Raw genomic sequence first — 19,340 nt, forward strand, 5'->3', positions numbered from 1 at the left:
CGGAGCCGTTGCGCGCACCCATGGCCACCCTCATGCAGCAGATCCAGCAGTTCCGCCAGTCAGCCGAGCGGCGCCTGCCCCCCCGGCTCCACGGCCTGCTCGTCTCCGCCGCCCTGATCGGCCTCTGCGCCCTCGCCTACCACCTGCGTCGCCCCTCCGTCTCCCTGGCGCCCACCCTCTATGCGGAGGATGGCTCGGTCTTCCTGCAGCAGGCCATCGACCAGGGCGCCGGATCGCTTCTGCAGCTCTATGCGGGCTACAGCCATCTGCTCCAGCGGATCAGCGCCCTGACGGCGGTGAACCTGCTCTCGCCGCTGGCCTATCCCGGCTTCTTCCTGCTGGTGGCCTGGGGGTCCTGGCTGCTGCCCCTGGTCAGCGTGGAGGCCCTGATCGCCTCCAACGTGTTCAGCCGGCTGATGCGGCTGGCCTACATCCCCTACGTCTTCTACCCCTACGCCGGCGAAACCTATCTCAACCTGCCCAATGCCTACATCTTCTTCCCGCTTGGGTTCATCCTGATCGCCTACGGCGCGGTGGCCCAGCAGGGGAGCGGGCGCCCGGAGGCCTTCCGATCACCCCTCCTCAAGGGACTGCTGCTGTCCTATGGGCTGGTGGCGGCCCTCACCGGCCCGTTCATGGCCATCTACACGATCCCGCTGCTGATCTTCGCTGGCCTGCGCCCTCGCCGGCTGCCGATCAGGCCCCTGTGGCTCAGCCTGCCGGTGCTGCTCTCTTCCCTGCAGCTCTACTTCTCCCAGCTGCAGACCACCTACCCCCTGTCGACGACCCAGGCGCTGGCCAGGCTGCTGACGCGGCCCGCCGTGCTGCTCGACTGGTTCACGGTGCACCTGATCGCCCCGCTGCTGGGGGGCTACAAGCCCTGGTGGTACCTGCGGGATCTACCCGATCCCCTGCAGCTGCTGGCCGTGCTTGGGGTGCTGGCCTTGGTGGTGCTGGCCGTGCGGGTGGTGACGGGGCGCATGGGCCAGCCGGCCCTGCTCTACCTGGCCATCTTCTCCACCCTGGTGCTCTCCTTCTCCAGCCTGCTGGTGGCCACCCGTCGCGGGGTGGACCTGAAGATGTTGAGCGTCGAAGATGCGGGCGGGCGCTTCTTCTACTGGAACACCGTCCTGTTCCTGTCAGTGCTGCTGATCGCGTTCGTGCTGCTGGCCCGGGAGCACCGCACCCGCCAGAGCACCGCCTGCCGTGCCCTGGCGATCTGGCTGGTGCTGACGCTGGTCTTTTATCACAACAACGTCGTCCCCAGGCCCATCGTATTCATAACGCCCACCGGAGAGATGCGGACGCTGGAGTATGCCGACCAGCTCCGTGATTTGTGTGGGAGCCCCCAGCCGACGCTGATCCAGATCTATGGCGGGCCGACCTGGAATTTCCGACTGGGTGAGCGGCAGAGGGCCAGGCTCTGCGCCGCGCGTTCCTAACGCCCGAACATCCCCACGGCGACGATTGCGTAGCCCAGGGTGATCGCCACCACGCTGGCCGGCTGCAGCGCGGCCGAATCCTTGATCGCGAAGAGCACATACAGCAGCGGATACTGCAGGCTCAGCATCAGCACCGCCAGTTTTCGGTCGGCGGCAGGCAGCACCAGGGCCGTGATTCCAAAGGAGGCGCCGTAGCAAAGCAGCGAGGCCACCAGGTAGAGGATCGTGGTGCGGATGCCCTCGGCCGGAGGACGGATCCGCAAGATGAATTGGCCCAGGCAGGCGGCGAGAACGGCAGCCAAAAGATACACTGCCTGCAGCATGCTTTTTGTCAACATTGGGCCATCATATCGCCATTTGCATTCCATGTTACAACGAGTCCTCTAATGTCGAAGCTCTCTATGTGAGGCTTGCCAAGGTCCTTGAGCAGTTTCCGGACGATGTCTTCTCGATTGTTTTCGCTGATAATTGCTCCACTGACCACACGGTCGCTCTGATCGAGGGTTTGGCGGCAAGGGATTCACGGATCGGCCTGATTCGCAATGTCTCAAACTTTGGCTTTGTTCGCTCCTCCGCCAATGCCCTGCTGGTCCCTGATGCCGATGCCAATGTCTTTCTGATGGCGGATCTGCAGGATCCACCCGAGTTGGTGGCCGATCTGATCACGGCCTGGAAGCAGGGGGACAATCAGGTGGTCTTCGCCGTCCGGCGCTCCAGCCATGAGAGCCCGATCCTGTTCCTCTGCAAGAAGATCTACTACGCCACCCTCTCCTGGCTCTCCGATTATCCGATGGTGCGGGACACCACCGGTTTCGGCATCTATGACCGCTCCGTGATTCTGGCCCTGCGGCAATCGATCGATTCCTACCCCTTCATCAAGGGGCTGGTCTGCGCCATCGGCTTCAAGTGGTCGACGATTCCCTACGTGAGCGCCGATCGCAAGGGAGGCAGCAGTTCTGCCTCACTCTCGTTCCTGGTGGATTTCGGTGTGCTCGGCATCGTCACCTCCTCCCGCAAGCCGATGCGGCTGATCACCACCGCCGGCCTGTCACTCGGGGCCCTCTCGATTCTGCTGTCGTTCGTGGTGATGGTCAGCAAGCTGGTCTTCTGGGAGAGCTTCCAGTTCGGTGTGGCCATGCTGTCGGTCTCGGCGCTGTTCTTCGCCGGCACCATGATGTTCGCCCTCGGCATCCTGGGCGAATACATCGGCTTCATCAACCAGCGCACCCTGCGCCTCCCCCTGGTGGTGGAGCGCAGCCGCCACAACGTGCCGTCCCGCCAGGGCTGAGCCGACTCCTGTTAGGGGTTCCCCCGTTGTCCCACCAGCCGCCCAGGCCCTGAAAAAACCGAGCAGTCCCCTTACCATTGGTTTCTGCAACGCTTCCTGCTGCTGGCCAACATGCGCCACTCATCGAGGCTGTGCCAAGACGCCTTGCGCCAAGGGGCCGGATTCCAGCCGCTGCTGCCTGATGGCGACGCAGTGGTCACGGTTCCATGAGCCCCGTTCCTCCACAAGAGCAGACCCGCAATGTGCTGGTATTCGGCGCCGGTGGTGCCCTGGGTTCTGCCATTGCCGCAGCACTGACGGCCAGGGGTGACGACCTCCACACGGCTGGCTCGGCAGCCGTTTCCTCCTCAGAGAGTGCGCGTTCCCACGTTGCCCTCTCCTATGCAGAACCACCGAGTGCCGACCTGTTTTCGGCCTTGCCACCGCTAGATGCGGTTGTGTGGGCCCACGGTCTCAATGCCAGTGACTCGATCGCTGATTTTGATCCGACCACCTTCGAGAGGCTCTGGCAATGCAATGTTGTGTTCATTGCCGCCAGCCTTTCGGCTTTGCTGTTGGCTGGGCGACTGCAGCGCGGCAGTCGCCTCTGCGTCATCAGTTCAATCTGGCAGCTGGAGAGTCGGCTTGGAAAACTCTCTTACACCGTATCCAAGGCTGCACTCCAGGGCCTCGTGAAGTCATGCGCTATGGATCTTGGTGCGAAAGGCATTCTGATCAATGCAATTCTTCCAGGTGTGGTGGACTCACCGATGACACGACGTCACCTGTCCCCAGAACAGATTGATGCGATCACGTCCCAGACGGCACTGAACCGCCTCGCGCAACCCCAGGACATCGCCGAAGCCACGGCCTTCCTCGTCGGTCCCTCAAATCGATTCATGACGGGCCAGTTCCTGACTGTGGATGGCGGTTTCATCGGCTTCAAACACACATAAACAATCGCCTATCAAGCTTCATGACTTCCCTTCCCATGGCTTCGGTTCCATCCATCGTCATCCGAAGCTCACTTTCCAACTACACCATCGACTTCCATGGGCTGACCGATCTCGGGTCATGGCATCCCGAGGCGGACCTCATCCTGATGGATGCGTTCTTCCGGGACAGGATAAGATTTCCGGAAGGCCAGCCAGTCATCTTCGTTGAGGCCACCGAAGCAGCCAAGTCCCTGCCGCAGATCATCGAGCTGTTCGTCGCGCTCAAACAGGCCGGTCTCGGTCGTGGGTCCCGCCTGCTCGCCGTGGGGGGTGGCGTCATTCAGGACATCGCCACGTTCGTAACCTCGCTGTATATGCGAGGCATCGCCTGGGACTATGTGCCGACCACATTCCTGGGCATGGCAGATTCCTGTATGGGAGGCAAGAGCTCGATCAATGTCGGCGCTTTCAAGAATCTGATTGGCAACTTCCACCCTCCTCGGTGCATAAAAATTCTCCCTGTCTTCGCACGCACACTGCCTCCCGTGGAGATGGCAGGAGGAGCTGCAGAGGCTGCCAAGATTGCGTTCTGCCGTGGACCTGAGACCTTTTCCAGGTATCTGGAGCTGGTGCAGCCTGTTCTGTCCGGGGCCTGGAGCGAGCATGATCTGACCGCGTTGCTGCATGCCACCTTGCTGGTCAAGCAGTGGTTTGTTGAGAAGGACGAATTCGACCGAGCCGAGAGGCGATGCCTCAACTTTGGCCACACCTGGGGGCACGCCCTGGAATCGGCCACCCAATTCGCCATTCCCCACGGGTTGGCGGTGGCCCTGGGGATGATGGCAGCGGTCCGCTTCCTTGGATCACCGTCCTGTTGTATTCCGCTCTGGGATCATTGCCTCCAGCTCCTGCACCCGACCCTGGATCCGACGGCTGTTGAATTGTTTGAGCCAGAACGCTTCCGTCGTGCTTTTCTTGCTGACAAGAAGCATTCCTCCGGTTACTATCACCTGATCGTACCGACTTCCAGCGGTGTGGAGCTTGGGGTAGAGGAAATCACGACCCCAGCCGGCGCCCCTCAATTGGCAGACATTCAGCTCGCCATGGAGGAGGCCTTGCAGGCTGTTTCTTACGTTCCCCTGGAGATTGTTTGATGAAATACTCCGATGTGATGCTTCAGTGGCTCCAATCTGCGGGGTTCACCCACTGCTATTTTGTTGCAGGGGGAAATATTATGCATCTGCTGAATTCAGCCCGTCATCAGATGGTGTGCGTACCAACAGTTCACGAGGTCGCGTCTGTCATTGGGGCTGAACATCATAATGCCACGCTGAATTCGGGAACAGCTGCGCAAGGAATCGGTCGGGCCTTTGTCCTTGTCACGGCAGGCCCGGGTCTGACCAATGCCCTCACGGGCTTGGCTGGTGCCTGGCTGGAAAGTCGTGAGCTGCTGCTGCTCGGAGGTCAGGTCAAAGTGAGTGATCTTGCCCCTCCCGGCCTGCGTCAGCTGGGTATCCAGGAGGTGGACGGTGTGGCGCTGGCGACGCCACTGTGCAAGCAAAGTCTCTGTCTGCGGGAGCCCCTTGATCGCCAGTCCTTTCTGGCCAGCGTGTCCCTGAGCTGGCAGGGACGGCCCGGACCCGTGTTTCTGGAGCTGCCCCTGGATGTTCAGGCCCACCCGGTCCCCGAAGAATGGGACGCTGCAGCGGAGGCTCCGCCATCCCCTGCCACCCCTGCCGCGATTCCCGACATCGCCACCATTGTGCCCCGGGTCACGGCACGCATCGCCGCATCCCAACGGCCGGTCCTGCTCCTCGGTGGCGGTGTCTCGCGGCCCTGTGCCCAGAAGCTGGAGTCGCTCCTGCAATCCCTGGGGCTGCCGGTGATGACCACCTGGAATGGGGCCGATCGCTATGGATCTGAGCATTCCAATTACTTCGGTCGGCCCAACACCTGGGGGCAGCGTTACAGCAACATCCTGCTGCAGCAGTCCGACCTGCTGGTTGCCATCGGCACCCGGCTCGGGCTGCAGCAGACAGGCTTCAACTGGCAGGAGTTCCTGCCGGTGGGGGATGTGATTCAGGTCGACATCGACCCAGCCGAGCTTGCCAAGCCGAATCCGACGCTGGCGGATGCCATTGAGGCCGATGCCGATGCCTTTCTGAGCCAGCTGCTCCGTCATGATCTTGGCCAGCACACGGAATGGCTGGCCTTCTGCCATGACGTCAAATCCCTGTTGCCCCTCTCTGAGGCCTGCAATGCCACGGCGGAGGGCTATCTGAACCCCTACGACATGGTGATGGATCTCTCGAGGATCTGTGGGGATTCCGACCACATCGTTCCCTGCAGCAGTGGCGGTGCCTTCACCGTGATGATGCAGGCCTTTCACCTGCGTCAAGGCCAGACGATGCTCACGAACAAGGGGCTGGCGAGCATGGGCTATGGCCTTTCGGCGGCGATCGGTGTGGCCCTCGCCGACCGCCTCCATCGCACCGTTCTGGTTGAGGGGGATGGTGGGTTCAGTCAGAACCTTCAGGAGCTGGCCACGGTCGCCGTCAACGACCTGAATCTCAAGATCTTTCTGTTCTGCAATGAGGGGTATGCATCGATCCGCATGACCCAGAAAAACTACTTTCAAGGTTCCTATGTTGGCTGTGACGTCCGTTCCGGTCTGGGGTTTCCCGATTGGAGGCTCCTTGGCAAGGCCTATGACGTGCCCGTCCACACCCTCTCCGCTGGGTGGTGTTCTGACGATCCTGTGTTCCTTGAGTTATGGGAGCGTCCATCTCCAGCGTTGTTCCTTGTACCCATCGATCCGGAGCAAAGCTATTTCCCAAAAATCTCCAGCCGTATCAGTGCCCAAGGTGGCATGGAATCCAATCCGCTTCACAGGATGACTCCCGACCTCCCTGACGAGATTGCATCTTGTGTTTACCGATACCTACACTCATCCGAGTAATAAAAAGCGTCCATTTCTGGTAAGATTCGACCAATCGTCACGAGATCTATGAACGCTCATGAACGGAAGATGTTGGATATTCTTAAGCGCGGAAGAGAATGTTTCGGTGTGGTCGCAACAAAGGCTGAGTTTGAGGCTGAAGGTACCCGGACGGACGAGCTCCTGAGGCTGCTCGAAATTGCCCATAAGGCGGATGTGGGTATGGCTCTGAAGGTGGGTGGCTGCGAGGCTATCCGTGACATGCTTGAGGCAAGGCAATTTGGTGTCAATTACATCATTGCCCCCATGGTGGAATCACCTTATGCATTGGGGAAATTCATTGCCGCGAAGAACAAGGTCTTTTCTCCCGAGGACCAGGAGGATGTCAAGTTCTTGTTCAACGTGGAAACGATTGCAGCCTATCGCTGCATCGATGATCTGATTGCTGCAGCATCTGCGGCGGTTGGCTGCAATGGCGTCGTGTTTGGCCGTGTTGACTTCAGCTGCTCGCTCGGCGTTGGCAGGGAGGGACTGGAAGGACACGAAGTCACTGAGGCTGGCGAGGATATCGCCAAGAAGTGCCTCAATGCCGGCCTTGAGTTCGTTGTTGGTGGGGCTGTCTCCATTGATGCGTTCCCTAATCTGAAGAGATTCCAGTCTGTTCACCTTAATCGCTTTGAAACTCGCAAGGTTGTCTTCGAGGGATCAGCTCTTGACTCTCCTGATCTCGCGGAAGCCTTGCTGCAAGCTGTTCATTTTGAATTGCTCTGGCTACTTAATAAACGTGAGTATTATGGCTTGATGCATCAAGAAGATCAAATGCGTATCGAGATGCTTGAGAGTCGTTGGAAGGTCCTTGAGCGCGACGCTTGATCCTGACCTGACGGTAAGCCTGTTTCACCCCCACTCCATCTGCTGATGTCCGATTTTCAATCCAAGCTTATTGCGGTCACGGGTGCTACCGGATGGGTGGGAAAAACTGCCCTGCATGAACTCCAGCGCATCCTTGAGCCAGACGTCTTTCGTCAGCAGGTCCGAGCTTATGCAAGCAAGCCAGGCTTGCTGAGCACCACAGCCTATGGACAAGACCAGCAGTTCGATTATTCCGTCCACCCATTGGCCGAGCTGCCGGAGCATGCGAAGAAGGAGCCCTATGGCTATCTCTTCCATGCGGCCTTCTTCCCCCGCTCCGGGTTGGATGCTGTCGGTGTCGACGCCTATATCGCGATCAACCGTGAGATCACGAGGCTGGTCTGCGAGGCCGTTGTGCATTCACCAGGCGTGAGGGCTGTGAACATCTCCTCCGGAGCCGCGGCAGCCTTTGACCCCACCGTTCCCGCCTCTGAAGAGAAGATCGCAGAAAACCCCTATGGTGCCCTCAAGTATGAGGAGGAGGTCCGGATCAGAGAGCTCACCGCCAGCCTCATCCTGAGGATCTATACGCTCTCGGGCAGATTCATGACGAACCCCGAGATCTATGCCCTGGGTGACTTTCTTCTGAAAGCCCGGGACGGTAGCCAGATCATCCTGAAGTCCAAGAACCGTGTCGTTCGAGGCTTTGGCCATGCCGGCAACATTGTGGCGTCGGGCTGGGCGTGGCTGGCAAGCAACCATCCACCCCTGGATGCTCCATTGGCCACGGTCAGCGAGGAAACCGACCTGACATCCCTGGCACAGAGAGTCAGCAGGTTATTCAGCCTTCCTGAGACCGTCTCGTCTGTTGACCCGGGTCTCACTCCTCATGTCTACTCCTCTGATCCCGCACCTTTCCTCGGCTTCCTCTCAACGTATGGGCTTTCCGCATTGACGCTGGACGAGCAGATCACCGATACCGCTGCTGGCCTCAATGGCTGACCGGCTGATGTAGAACCTCAATCCCGTCCTGCCTGAGTGCAGAAACATGCGTATCCGATGGATAGGTCGACAGGATAACGCCGAGGATTTCTTTGGTGTACGCCGGTGCGGCGATGATGATGGCATTGGCTGCCCGAGATAGGGCTTCAGCTGGAGAAATGATTTCAATGTGCGTAGCGGGCGAGTACTTGCCCTGTTTGAAACCTGCCGAATCAATAATGTATTCAATCTTCTCTCCAATGCCCGCACAGGCGATGATCGTAAAGCCTTGATGGCTGGCTCCCCATAGGGCCACGCGCCTGCCCTGGGCCTTGAGATCATCAATCAACGCATTCAGCTCGTTGCGCAGCTTCATGTAGTTGGTGGCCAGCCCACTCAAGGCAACAGCAGGCCGCTTCCTGACGTAGGCATAAATCGTATCTTCATTGAATAGGCCCATCTCCATGATGTCAAACCCATTCGTTTCGAGCATGCGCCGCAACGTGGTTTCTGTGAAGTAGAGCAGGTGATCCCTGACAAACTCGTAATAGGCGTCATAGCGCAGAATGTGATCGAAGCTTGGCACCGTAATCAGGCCAACACCATTGGCCATAAGGCTTCTGTGAATTCCAGCCAGCATCCCGCATGGATCGGGTTGGTGCTCAAGGAAGTTGATCGAGAGAAAGCCGTCATAGGGGGCATTCGGTACTCGGCTTTCAGCGCAGTCGACAAATCCTTCAATGACGTTCAGTCCCTTGCCTTGTGCGGCGAGGACGGAGGCATTCGCATGCTCAATTCCAGAGATCCTTACCGATTCGCCGGAAAAGAGCTGGATGAAGTCGCCCTTGCCGCAGCCGACTTCGATCAGATGCTTGCCCTCCAAAGAAAACTTCTTTGCAAAGTCCTTGAACAGCTCAAGCTTCAGACTGGCAAAGACTCCTTTGACAGGCATCGCCCTGATCACATCGCGATAATACGCAACTGGTTCGCAGTCAAGCTGCAGTGTCTCGCAAGAGAGGCATTGCCTCACGTTGAAGTCGATTCCTTTGTCTGAAGTCAATTCTTCCTTCGTTGGCATCTGTTGAGCGCCTGAAGGGAGATCGCTGTAGTGAAGGATAGGCTCCGATAATTTACGACCGCAAACGAGGCAAGTCTGTCTCATGATGGATTCTGCAGAAATGGCCTTGGTTGAGAGTTCGAAGACTGGTGTCCCTGATCAGCGAACCGCAGTGTGATGGTGTTTGTATCTTGGTCATGCTAGTACGGACCCATTAAGAATGCTTCTAATCTCGACACTGCCAATGGCGCCGATGGCATCATTTGTTCTCGCCTTTCCAAGAATGGTGGTTCAGTGCTGAGATGCATCTTCCTCAGTGCGCTTGGTCGATATCTTTTGTTTATAGACAAGCGTGCTCCATGCATAACCAACGATTAAAGAAATCAAGGCTCCAAGTGCCGTCAGCTCTGTTCTGCCGATCACTCCTTTGAAGATGGCTACGGTTATGACTCCAGCCGTAATCGTTGGCACGATCGAAATGATATAGCGCGGTATGGAAACCCGATATCCCTGGCTCTTGGGGAAAACAAGAAACCGAAAGCTGAAGTACCTTAGGATGTGACAGGTTGCTTCTGTAATTCCTAGGGCGAGAAAGGCGCCCATCGGATAGGCAAGCCAAAAAATAGCCGGGCCTAGAATGGTAAATGCGATACCGTTGAGTCCATAACGGGTGAATGAATGGCTAATCATTCGAGCTCTGGTTCTGTCGCATCAGTGAATATCTGAGCTTCGGCCTGAAGCCGGAAAGGCGTAGTCCTTCAATCTGCCTAGAGACAACTGCCATGGTCAGCATTTGCAGGCCAAAGCTGACCAGAACCAAGGCCATGACCGTCGGGATCCCGCCTTCGTAGCGACTGTTCCCAGACAAATAGTTGGCGAGTAGGAACACGGCCATCATGAAAGCAAACAGAATCCCAAATCCCCCGATGGTCAGCGCCAATCGACTGGCGGCTGCGTCTGCGGACAGCAGAGCTCGTATGGCTTCCAATGCATAGCCTGCGCCCCGATACGAAGATGTACCACGTGTTCGATCTGCCTGCCTGTAGTGAATCAGCACGGGCGAATGGCAACTGTTGGCGATGCACATGCGCAGGTTCATCCCTGACTCATCCCAGTAGCGCAGGATCTCCTCCACGACTTCTTTGCGGTAGCAGCCGAAGCCGTGGAACCCGCTGGGAACCTGTTGGAGCCTGGAGGAATAGCCCAAGGCTTTGTAGTACGTCCTGCGTGCCATCTGCAGCATTGGCCCCCCCGCCGACCGACTCTTCACAGCCAGCACAGCATCCTTGGAATTGTCATGAAGCAGTCGCACCACCATCTCCACACTTTGCTCGGGAGGATCCTGAAGATCAGAGCAGAGGCAAATCATCAAGCTGCAATTGCCCGCATGCCTGAAGGCGTTCACTGCTGAGGCCTCTGGTCCATAGTTGCTGCTGTTAGCGATACCGATGACATGTGGATCCTTCGAGACAATGCGCTCGATCACTCCCAAACTCTCATCGCTGCTGTGATTGTCGGCGATCACCATTCCGAACTCAAGCCCGTCCGGATCTGGAAGGGCCTTTCTGATCTGCTCATAGGCTTGACGACAGCGAGTATGCAACTCCTCCAGATTCAGCGACTCATTGTAGGCCGTCGTTACGTATACGAGTCGATCGGATGTCATGCTACGGACGAGTGCTGTTTTCCTTACGTTAGCCGAATATTCTCGATTGCCATCCGATTCCCTGTGCCCTTTCGCCCTGGTGCATGACATTCCCCTTGCAACGCGCCAGATTCAGGAGCGGGGTCACGTCCCCATGGCCCCCAGATGGAATTCCGGCTGCTGCCATTCTGTCCACCAATTGTTCAGGCCAGGGTTAAATCCCTGGCCCCTTTGCTCTCTTCCAAGCAGCCGTGGGGACCTTGATCCCCGTACATGTCGTGTATCTTGGTGAACAATCGAGTCCGTTTCATGGGCCTGGCCGCACCACGGCTTCATCCATCTGAGCCAAAGTCATCTGTGCTCAGCTCAACGGACCAGAGCATCAGCCTGCTGCTTTTTGTCGTTTCATCGACTGCCGTTCTTGTTCGTATCTTGCATCATGGTGTCATTTTAAGCGGATTCCAGGATGACGTACACGTGGCCGCATCTCTGGCCCGTCGCTACCTGCAGATGCCTCCCGGTACTGAGGTGGTGGACATGTACACGCAGGGTTTTCTCCATCCGCTGCTTTACGTGCCCCTTCTGGCCTTGCTCCGGGCCATTGGCACCCCCCCTCCATTGCAGGATGGACTAGCGATTGCCTTTGTTCAGTCGGTTGCAGTCGGCCTCATTGCTCTGCTGGCTTTCGTCGGTAGCCGGGCCCTGCTGAATCGTGGGGCATCCGTTGCCGTTTGCTTCCTCTGCATCGGTCCGCCGCTTCTTTTGCGCCCTTTGGACACGGCTACGACGCAAGTGACTCCCAACGGTGAGATCCTTGGCAGTGTGTTGCTCCTGGGCATCTGGACCTTGCTCGTCCACCGACCTCCGGGGCTCAAGGCCCTTTCTGGGGTTGTCATGCTTTCGGTCGGCGCGTTTCATCTCAAATACCAGCTTGTGCCCCAGGTCTGGGCTCTCATCATGGGTGGCGGTCTTGGCCGGCAACGAGCCTTCCGGCTCCTGTGCATTTCTCTGGTGGCTTGTCTAGTGGTTGACCTTCTTGTCTACAGACTGGGGGGGTTTGGTTTGTTCGGTAGGGCAGGATCGCTTTTTGGCGACTACATGGGCATCGTTGATGTTGATGGGGCCAGCAAGGGGGAGTCTGGTTTCGCAATCCGGGAGATGGCTGTCTGGTTAATCGTCAACGTTTACACCTTGGCAGGTAGTGCTCCTGGTCGGCTCATGGGTTTCTTGTCCACTCTGCGCACCCTGGTTGTTGAAGCCCCACAATTCCTGCTGGCTTGGTCTGTGTGGCTGGTGCCCCTTTTGCGACGACAGCCCTATGGGAGCCATTCCCGCCACTACCTCATGGCGGCGCTCTTGCTCTCCGCGGCCACCATTGCTGCGATCCTTCTGCCCAACAAGGGCATGTTGAACTATTACCTGTTGCTGATCCCAACAGCGGTAGTGGTGATGGCTACAGGGCTAGCCAACTTCTCCGGCCTTACCTCAAGCGCTTCATCTTCCAGGTTTGCGGCATCAGGGCTTGTCCGTCCGTTCACAGTCCCCTGGTGGGTCCCACCTCTTGCCCTTTCCCCTATCATCACGCTGCTGATTGGTACGGGCCTGACGTTGAACCGCCAGCTCGTGGATAGCAACCACAGACAGGAGGCTTCGCTTCCTGCTGATACCCATCAGGCAGGTGTTCATCTCTATGGCTTGAACTCCCGCCTTCTCGGCCTTCATAACACCCACATCAGCGACCTCAACCTCGGCGTTCTACTCCTTCTGTCCTGGGTCAACCACGACACGAAGCAGTACATCCATGCGCTGACAGCTCCGCAGGGCAGGCCCCGATTCGTTCTCGACCATGTGGCCTCCCCGAGCAAAGGCGGCGGGATGGCTGCGGCTGATTACCCCCCCTTGGCTGAACTCGCCCGACGCCATAACGTCAATCTGTTGGAGATTTACCGAGTGCGGCAGAGCAACGAGCTGGGCATCCTCTACGAACGAATCAGCGAGCCACAGGTCAACTCCAGCCAGTAACCGACGAGGCTGAGAAGTTTCGCCAACAGCCAAAGAAGCCGAGATCGGAATCCCGGCTTCTTGTCCATGCATCCTTGCTCGTGTTCTTGACCGGGAAGAGTTCAGCCCAGGGCCTTCGCCGTGGCCACCACGTTGTCGACGGTGAAGCCGAACTTCTCCAGGCAGACACCGCCGGGGGCGGAGGCACCGAAGCTGTCGATCGAGACGGTGGCGCCGTCGAAGCCGGCGTACTTGTGCCAGCCGAAGGAGCTCGAGGCTTCCACCACCACGCGCTTGCGAACGGCCGCGGGCAGTACCGACTCGCGGTAGGCGGCGTCCTGCTCCTCGAACAGCTCGACACAGGGCATCGACACCACCCGCACGGCTTTGCCTTCAGCGCTCAGCTGGGCGGCGGCCTTGACGCAGAGGTCGAGTTCGGTGCCGCTGCCGATCAGGATCAGATCCGGGGTGCCGCTGCAGTCCTCGAGGATGTAACCGCCCTGGGCCACCTTGTCGGCGGCGGAGTTGGCCTGGTTGACCATGGCCTGGCGGCTGAGGGCCAGCACCGTGGGGCGTTTGCGGTTGGTGACGGCGACCTTGTAGGCCCCCACCGTCTCGTTGCCGTCGCCTGGGCGCATCACCAGCAGGTTGGGGATGGCGCGCAGGTTGGCCAGGGTTTCCACGGGCTGGTGGGTGGGGCCGTCTTCACCCAGGCCGATCGAATCGTGGGTGAGCACGTAGATCACGCCCAGCTGGGAGAGGGCCGACAGCCGCATGGCGCCGATCATGTAGCCGGCGAACACCAGGAAGGTGCCGCCGTAGGGGATCAGGCCGCTGTTGTGGTAGGCGATGCCGTTGAGGATCGCCGCCATGGCGTGCTCCCGCACACCGAAGTGCAGGTAGCGGTTGGCCTCATGGCCCTTCTGGAAGCTGGCCTCGCCCTTGATGTCGGTGAGGTTGGAGTGGGTGAGGTCGGCGGAACCGCCGATCAGTTCGGGCAGGCTGGGGCCGAAGGCGTTGAGGGCGTTGTAGGAGTGCTGGCGGGTGGCCAGGCCTTTGTCGGCGGGGGTGAAGACGGGCAGCGACGCATCCCAGCCCTCGGGCAGTTCACCGCGCAGCAGGCGCTCGAACTCAGCGGCTTCGGCTGGGTAACGGCTGCGGTAGGTGGCCAGGCTCTCGTTCCAGGAGGCTTCATCGGCGGCCCCGCGCTGGATGGCGGCGCGCCAGTGCTCGTAGGCGGGCTCGGGCACCTCGAAGGCTCCGTAGCTCCACTCGAGCTGCTGGCGGGTGAGCTCGGCTTCCTCGGCACCCAGGGCGGCGCCGTGCACGCCGGCGGTGTTGGCCTTGTTGGGGGAGCCGTAGCCGATGGTGGTGGTGACCTTGATCAGGCTGGGACGGTCGGTGACCGCCTTGGCCGCTTCGATCGCCTTGGTGATGGCGGCCACATCGGTGTTGCCGTCTTCGACGTGCTGCACATGCCAGCCGTAGGCCTCATAGCGCTTCATCACGTCCTCGGTGAAGGACACGCCGGTGTTGCCGTCGATGGTGATGTGGTTGTCGTCGTAGAGGGCGATCAGCTTGCCCAGGCCCAGGTGGCCGGCCAGGGAGGCCGCTTCGCTGGAGACGCCCTCCTGGTTGCAGCCGTCACCCATCAGCACGTAGGTGTAGTGATCGACGATTTTGGCGTCGGGCCTGTTGAACTTGGCCGCCAGGTGGGCTTCGGCGATCGCCAGGCCCACGGCATTGGAGATGCCCTGGCCCAGGGGCCCGGTGGTGACCTCCACGCCGGGGGTTTCAAAGGTTTCCGGGTGGCCGGGGGTGCGGGAGCCCCACTGACGGAACTGCTTGAGGTCCTCCAGGGTGACGCTGTCGTAGCCGGTGAGGTGCAGCAGCGCGTACAGCAGCATGCAGCCGTGGCCAGCCGAGAGCACGAAGCGGTCGCGGTTGAACCACTGCGGATTTTTCGGGTTGTGGCGCAGCACCTTGTCCCACAGGGAGAAGGCCATCGGAGCGCAGCCCATCGGCAGGCCGGGGTGGCCCGAGTTGGACTTGTTGATCGCATCGACCGCCAGGAAGCGGATGCTGTTGATGCAGAGCGTCTCTACGTGGCTATCGACCTGGGTGGTGGTGGCGGCGACCATGGCTTGACGGGGGAGTGCAGGGAAGAGGGAGGTGTTCCTGGGATGGGAGGCCCGAGGCGCTGGCGCGTCGGGTGATCAGGGCATCCGGCGGAAGGCGAGGCAGACGTTGTGGCCGCCGAATCCGAAGGAGTTGGAAAGCACGACGTTGACGTTGTGTTCCCGGGCCTGGTTGGGCACCACATCCAGATCGCAGGCGGGATCGGGCGTGCTGTAGTTGATCGTAGGCGGTACCTGGTTGTGGGCCACCGCCAGCACCGCGGCGATCGCCTCGATGCCGCCGCTGCCGCCCAGCAGGTGGCCGGTCATCGACTTGGTGGAACTGACCGGGATGGTCATGGCGTGGGCCCCGAGGGCCGACTTGATGGCGGCGGTCTCGTTGCTGTCGTTGGCCTGGGTGCTGGTGCCGTGGGCGTTGACGTAATCCACCGCCTCCGGCTCCAGCCGGGCATCGGCCAGGGCCAGCCGGATGGCCTCCGCCGCCCCCACCCCGCCGGGGGAAGGAAGCGTGTAGTGGTAGGCGTCGCAGGTCATGCCGTAGCCGACGATCTCGCCAAGCACGCTGGCGCCCCGGGCCGTGGCGTGCTCGAGGCTCTCCAGCACCAGCACCCCAGCCCCCTCGCCGATCACGAAGCCGTTGCGCTCGGCGTCGAAGGGACGGCTGGCCGTGGCGGGGTCATCGTTGCGGAACGAGAGGGCCCGGGCGCTGGCGAAGCCGGCCACGCCCAGGGGGGTGATCGCCGATTCGGCGCCGCCGCAGACCATGACGTCCGCCAGGCCCATCTGGATCAGCCGGAAAGCGTCGCCGATGGCATTGGAGCCGGCGGCACAGGCGGTGGCCACGGCGCTGCTGGGACCCCTGGCGCCGATGGCAATGGCCGCCAGCCCGGTGGCCATGTTGGGGATCATCATCGGCACGCAGAACGGGCTGACCCGGTCGGGACCGCGGTCGGCCAGGACGTGGGCCTGGGTTTCCATCATCAGGAGCCCGCCCACGCCGGAGCCGATCGCCACCCCGACCCGCTGGGCATTGCTGTCGTCGATGCTCAATCCGGCATCGGCCACCGCCTGTTTGGCGGCAACCACGCCGAACTGACAGAAGCGGTCCCAGCGCTTCGCTTCCTTTGGCTCCAGCCAGCCCGCCGTATCGAAGTCCTTGACTTCGGCGGCAAAGCGGCAGGCATGACGGGAGGCATCAAAGAGGGTGATCGGCGCCACCCCATTGCGGCCGCTGATCAGCCCCTCCCAGTAATCCGCGACGTTGTTGCCGATCGGTGTGACCGCGCCCAGGCCGGTGACGACGACGCGGCGGAGACCCTCCACCATGGACGCCTCAGGCCTGCTTCTCTTGGATGTATTTGACGGCGTCGCCCACCGTGGTGATCCCTTCGGCCGACTCGTCGGGGATCTCGATGTCGAAGGCTTCCTCCAGGGCCATCACCAGCTCGACGGTGTCGAGCGAATCAGCGCCCAGGTCGTTCTGGAAGTTGGATTCCGGCTTGACCTCGTCAGCCTCCACGCTGAGCTGTTCGGCAACGATCGACCGGACTTTCTCGAAGATCGCTTCCTGGGACATAGCTGCTGTGAGGGAGGCAGCATCCTACGGGTCGCCCCGGTCGGGGCCTTTCGCCGTATGAACAAGGGTGACGGCCGACGTCGGGTCTGGCCCTGCGCCGGAACGGTGTGGGTACTTTGGGCACCTCGCCGTTCGTTCCCGGCCCTGGCATGTCCCACGCCGTCAAGATCTACGACACCTGCATCGGTTGCACCCAGTGCGTCCGTGCCTGCCCCCTCGACGTTCTCGAGATGGTGCCCTGGGATGGCTGCAAGGCCGCCCAGATCGCTTCCTCACCCCGCACCGAAGACTGCGTCGGCTGCAAGCGCTGCGAAACCGCCTGCCCCACCGACTTCCTGAGCATCCGCGTCTACCTGGGCGACGAGACCAGCCGCTCCATGGGCCTGGCCTACTGACGCCGGCGGCTCCGCTGCCCTCCCATAAGCTCTTGCCCGGCGCCAGCGCCGGGCTTTTTTTTGGCCCCCACCCCCGTTTCCCGCCGGATTGCTTCTCCTATGTGCGGCATCGTTGCCCTGATCGGCTCGCGGGAGGCGGCCCCCCAGCTGCTGGAAGGTCTGCGCCAGCTGGAGTACCGCGGCTACGACTCCGCCGGCATCGCCACCGTTGACGGGACTGGCCTGCACTGCCTAAAGGCCGAGGGCAAGCTGGTCAACCTCACGGCCCGCTACGAGGAGCGGGGGGCCCCCGGCCAGTGCGGCATCGGCCACACCCGCTGGGCCACCCACGGCAAGCCGGAGGAGCGCAACGCCCACCCGCACCTCGACGGCAGCGGCCAGCTGGCCGTGGTGCAGAACGGCATCATCGAGAACCACCGGACCCTCAGGGAGCAGCTGCAGGCCGAAGGGGTGGCGTTCCGCTCCGACACCGACACCGAGGTGATCCCCCACCTGCTTTCCCGCCAGCTGCGGCAGCGGCAGGCGGAAGGGGCGGTGGCCTCGCCGGCGCTGCTGCTGGAGGCCCTGCAGCAGGTGTTGCCCCTGTTGCAGGGGGCCTATGCCCTGGCGGTGGTGTGGGCGGCGGTGCCCGGGGCCGTGGTGGTGGCCCGGCGGCAGGCGCCGCTGCTGATCGGCCTGGGGGAGGGGGAGTTTCTTTGCGCCAGCGACACACCGGCCCTGGCGGGTTTCACCCGCACGATCCTGCCCCTGGAGGACGGCGAGGTGGCCCTGCTCACGCCCCTGGGCATCGAGCTCTACGACGCTGCCGGCACGCGGGTGCAGCGCAATCCCACCCTGCTGGTGGGCACCGAGCACGTGGCGGACAAGCGCAGCTTCCGCCACTTCATGCACAAGGAGATCCACGAGCAGCCGGAGACGATGGCCCTGTGGGTGGCCCGCCACCTGCCCGAAGGAGCCTTGGTGGCGCTCCCCCTGGACGAGTCCGTCTACGAGGGGGTGGAGCGAATCCAGATCCTGGCCTGCGGCACCAGCCGCCATGCGGCCCAGGTGGGGGCCCACCTGCTCGAGCAGCTGGCGGGGCTGCCCACGTCGGTGTTCTACGCCAGCGAATTCCGCTATGCGCCGCCGCCGCTGGAGCCCCACACGCTCACCATCGGTGTCACCCAGTCAGGCGAGACGGCCGACACCCTCGCCGCCCTGGCGATGGAGCAGGAGCGTCGCTTCCTGGTGGCCGATCCGGCCTATGCGCCGCGACTGCTGGGCATCACCAACCGCCCCGAGAGTTCCCTCGGCCGCCTGGTGCCCCACCTGCTCGACATCGGCGCCGGAATTGAGGTGGGGGTGGCCGCCACCAAGACCTTCCTGGGCCAGCTGCTGGCCTTCTACGGCCTGGCGCTGGCCTTCGCCGAACGCCGCGGCGGCACGGCCCACCCCCTGGGCGGCGGCCGCACCCCCGCCGAGCTGCGGGCTTTGGCGGAGCAGCTGCGGGCGCTGCCGGCGGTGCTGCAGCGGCTGGTCGACGACCACGACCGCGCCTGCGCCGAGCTGGCCCACCTGTTCGCCGACACCCAGGACGTCATTTTCCTGGGGCGGGGCATCAACTACCCGATCGCCATGGAGGGGGCCCTCAAGCTCAAGGAGATCAGCTACATCCACGCCGAGGGCTACCCGGCGGGGGAGATGAAGCACGGCCCGATCGCCCTGCTCGATGCCCGGGTGCCGGTGGTGTCGATCGCCGTGCCGGGAACCGTGTTCGAGAAGGTGCTCTCCAATGCCCAGGAGGCCAAGGCCCGCGATGCCCAGCTGATCGGGGTGGCGCCAGCCTGCCCGGACACAGAACTATTCGACGTGCTGCTGCCGCTGCCGGAGGTGGACGAGCTGCTCAGCCCCCTGCTCACGGTGATTCCGATGCAGCTGCTCAGTTATCACATCGCCGCCCACCGCGGCCTTGACGTCGATCAGCCGCGGAACCTGGCCAAGAGCGTCACTGTCGAGTGAGGGTGTCGGTCCTGTGACGCCCTGCGGTGGGCGCGCCCGCTGACGCGGGCAACGCCCACCTTCGGGGGTCACAGGCCCGACACCCACCGGGGGGAGGGGGCTCGAGAGCCTTCCA

General features: G+C 61.5%; 17 protein-coding genes. 10 read left to right on the forward strand and 7 right to left on the reverse strand.

The features are described 5' to 3' along the window. The first annotated feature begins 20 nt into the window (after window positions 1-20). Window positions 21-1,442: a hypothetical protein gene (locus KUG43_RS06700; protein WP_216907402.1), complete on the forward strand. Its 1,422-nt coding sequence runs from the start codon at window positions 21-23 to the stop codon at window positions 1,440-1,442. On the opposite strand, the gene KUG43_RS06705 is transcribed toward KUG43_RS06700, so the two are convergent. Then, window positions 1,439-1,705 (reverse strand): hypothetical protein, encoded by a 267-nt coding sequence (locus KUG43_RS06705; protein ID WP_216907404.1) that lies wholly within the window; start codon window positions 1,703-1,705, stop codon window positions 1,439-1,441. The genes KUG43_RS06700 and KUG43_RS06705 overlap by 4 nt on opposite strands. Window positions 1,706-1,779: 74 nt before the next feature. On the opposite strand from KUG43_RS06705, the gene KUG43_RS06710 reads away from it, so the two are divergent. From KUG43_RS06710 to KUG43_RS06735, 6 genes are all read left to right on the forward strand, one after another. Next, window positions 1,780-2,730 (forward strand): glycosyltransferase family 2 protein, encoded by a 951-nt coding sequence (locus tag KUG43_RS06710; RefSeq protein WP_286194492.1) that lies wholly within the window; start codon window positions 1,780-1,782, stop codon window positions 2,728-2,730. 206 nt (window positions 2,731-2,936) lie between these two features. Then, on the forward strand, window positions 2,937-3,665 hold the full coding sequence (locus KUG43_RS06715) for an SDR family NAD(P)-dependent oxidoreductase (RefSeq protein ID WP_216907408.1): 729 nt from the start codon (window positions 2,937-2,939) through the stop codon (window positions 3,663-3,665). 35 nt (window positions 3,666-3,700) lie between these two features. Next, the gene (locus KUG43_RS06720) at window positions 3,701-4,798 is read left to right on the forward strand and encodes a 3-dehydroquinate synthase (RefSeq protein WP_216907410.1); all 1,098 of its coding nucleotides are present in this window, start codon (window positions 3,701-3,703) and stop codon (window positions 4,796-4,798) included. Further along, window positions 4,798-6,603, forward strand: a complete 1,806-nt coding sequence (locus KUG43_RS06725; RefSeq protein WP_216907412.1) for a thiamine pyrophosphate-binding protein — start codon at window positions 4,798-4,800, stop codon at window positions 6,601-6,603. Before KUG43_RS06720 ends, KUG43_RS06725 begins: the two co-directional genes overlap by 1 nt. 48 nt (window positions 6,604-6,651) lie before the next feature. Beyond that, complete coding sequence (locus KUG43_RS06730) at window positions 6,652-7,455, forward strand: aldolase/citrate lyase family protein (protein ID WP_216907414.1); 804 nt, start codon at window positions 6,652-6,654, stop codon at window positions 7,453-7,455. Window positions 7,456-7,500: 45 nt separating this feature from the next. Continuing rightward, on the forward strand, window positions 7,501-8,436 hold the full coding sequence (locus KUG43_RS06735) for an NAD-dependent epimerase/dehydratase family protein (RefSeq protein WP_216907415.1): 936 nt from the start codon (window positions 7,501-7,503) through the stop codon (window positions 8,434-8,436). On the opposite strand, the gene KUG43_RS06740 is transcribed toward KUG43_RS06735, so the two are convergent. The 3 genes from KUG43_RS06740 to KUG43_RS06750 all read right to left on the reverse strand — a co-directional run bounded on the left by KUG43_RS06740 (window position 8,426) and on the right by KUG43_RS06750 (window position 11,138). Next, window positions 8,426-9,493, reverse strand: a complete 1,068-nt coding sequence (locus KUG43_RS06740; RefSeq protein ID WP_216907416.1) for a class I SAM-dependent methyltransferase — start codon at window positions 9,491-9,493, stop codon at window positions 8,426-8,428. The genes KUG43_RS06735 and KUG43_RS06740 overlap by 11 nt on opposite strands. A gap of 270 nt (window positions 9,494-9,763) precedes the next feature. Continuing rightward, window positions 9,764-10,075 carry a hypothetical protein gene (locus tag KUG43_RS06745; protein ID WP_216907417.1) on the reverse strand — a complete coding sequence of 104 codons (312 nt, stop codon included), beginning with the start codon at window positions 10,073-10,075 and terminating at the stop codon, window positions 9,764-9,766. Between the two features lie 79 nt (window positions 10,076-10,154). Beyond that, on the reverse strand, window positions 10,155-11,138 hold the full coding sequence (locus KUG43_RS06750; protein WP_216907418.1) for a glycosyltransferase: 984 nt from the start codon (window positions 11,136-11,138) through the stop codon (window positions 10,155-10,157). Between the two features lie 288 nt (window positions 11,139-11,426). Between KUG43_RS06750 and KUG43_RS06755 the strand changes: the two genes are divergently transcribed. Further along, window positions 11,427-13,139 (forward strand): hypothetical protein, encoded by a 1,713-nt coding sequence (locus KUG43_RS06755; RefSeq protein ID WP_216907419.1) that lies wholly within the window; start codon window positions 11,427-11,429, stop codon window positions 13,137-13,139. Window positions 13,140-13,240: 101 nt separating this feature from the next. Here the strand turns inward: KUG43_RS06755 and tkt are convergent, their stop codons facing one another. The 3 genes from tkt to acpP form a co-directional block, all read right to left on the reverse strand. Continuing rightward, window positions 13,241-15,259 (reverse strand): transketolase, encoded by a 2,019-nt coding sequence (tkt, locus tag KUG43_RS06760; RefSeq protein WP_216907420.1) that lies wholly within the window; start codon window positions 15,257-15,259, stop codon window positions 13,241-13,243. A gap of 75 nt (window positions 15,260-15,334) precedes the next feature. Next, window positions 15,335-16,582, reverse strand: a complete 1,248-nt coding sequence (gene fabF / locus KUG43_RS06765; protein ID WP_216907421.1) for a beta-ketoacyl-ACP synthase II — start codon at window positions 16,580-16,582, stop codon at window positions 15,335-15,337. 7 nt (window positions 16,583-16,589) lie between these two features. Continuing rightward, entirely contained in the window at window positions 16,590-16,832 is a 243-nt protein-coding gene (acpP, locus tag KUG43_RS06770) for an acyl carrier protein (RefSeq protein ID WP_035833476.1), read from the reverse strand. Window positions 16,833-16,981: 149 nt separating this feature from the next. Here acpP and psaC point away from each other — a divergent pair, with 149 nt between their 5' ends. Together psaC and glmS are read left to right on the forward strand one after the other, a co-directional pair. Then, a complete protein-coding gene (gene psaC / locus KUG43_RS06775; protein WP_011377242.1) occupies window positions 16,982-17,227 on the forward strand; it encodes a photosystem I iron-sulfur center protein PsaC in 246 nt (81 codons plus the stop codon). A gap of 99 nt (window positions 17,228-17,326) precedes the next feature. Then, window positions 17,327-19,225 (forward strand): glutamine--fructose-6-phosphate transaminase (isomerizing), encoded by a 1,899-nt coding sequence (gene glmS, locus KUG43_RS06780; RefSeq protein WP_216907422.1) that lies wholly within the window; start codon window positions 17,327-17,329, stop codon window positions 19,223-19,225. The last annotated feature ends 115 nt before the right edge of the window (window positions 19,226-19,340 follow it).

The sequence above is a fragment of the Synechococcus sp. CCY 0621 genome (genome assembly GCF_019038465.1).
Classification (GTDB): Bacteria; Cyanobacteriota; Cyanobacteriia; order PCC-6307; family Cyanobiaceae; genus Cyanobium.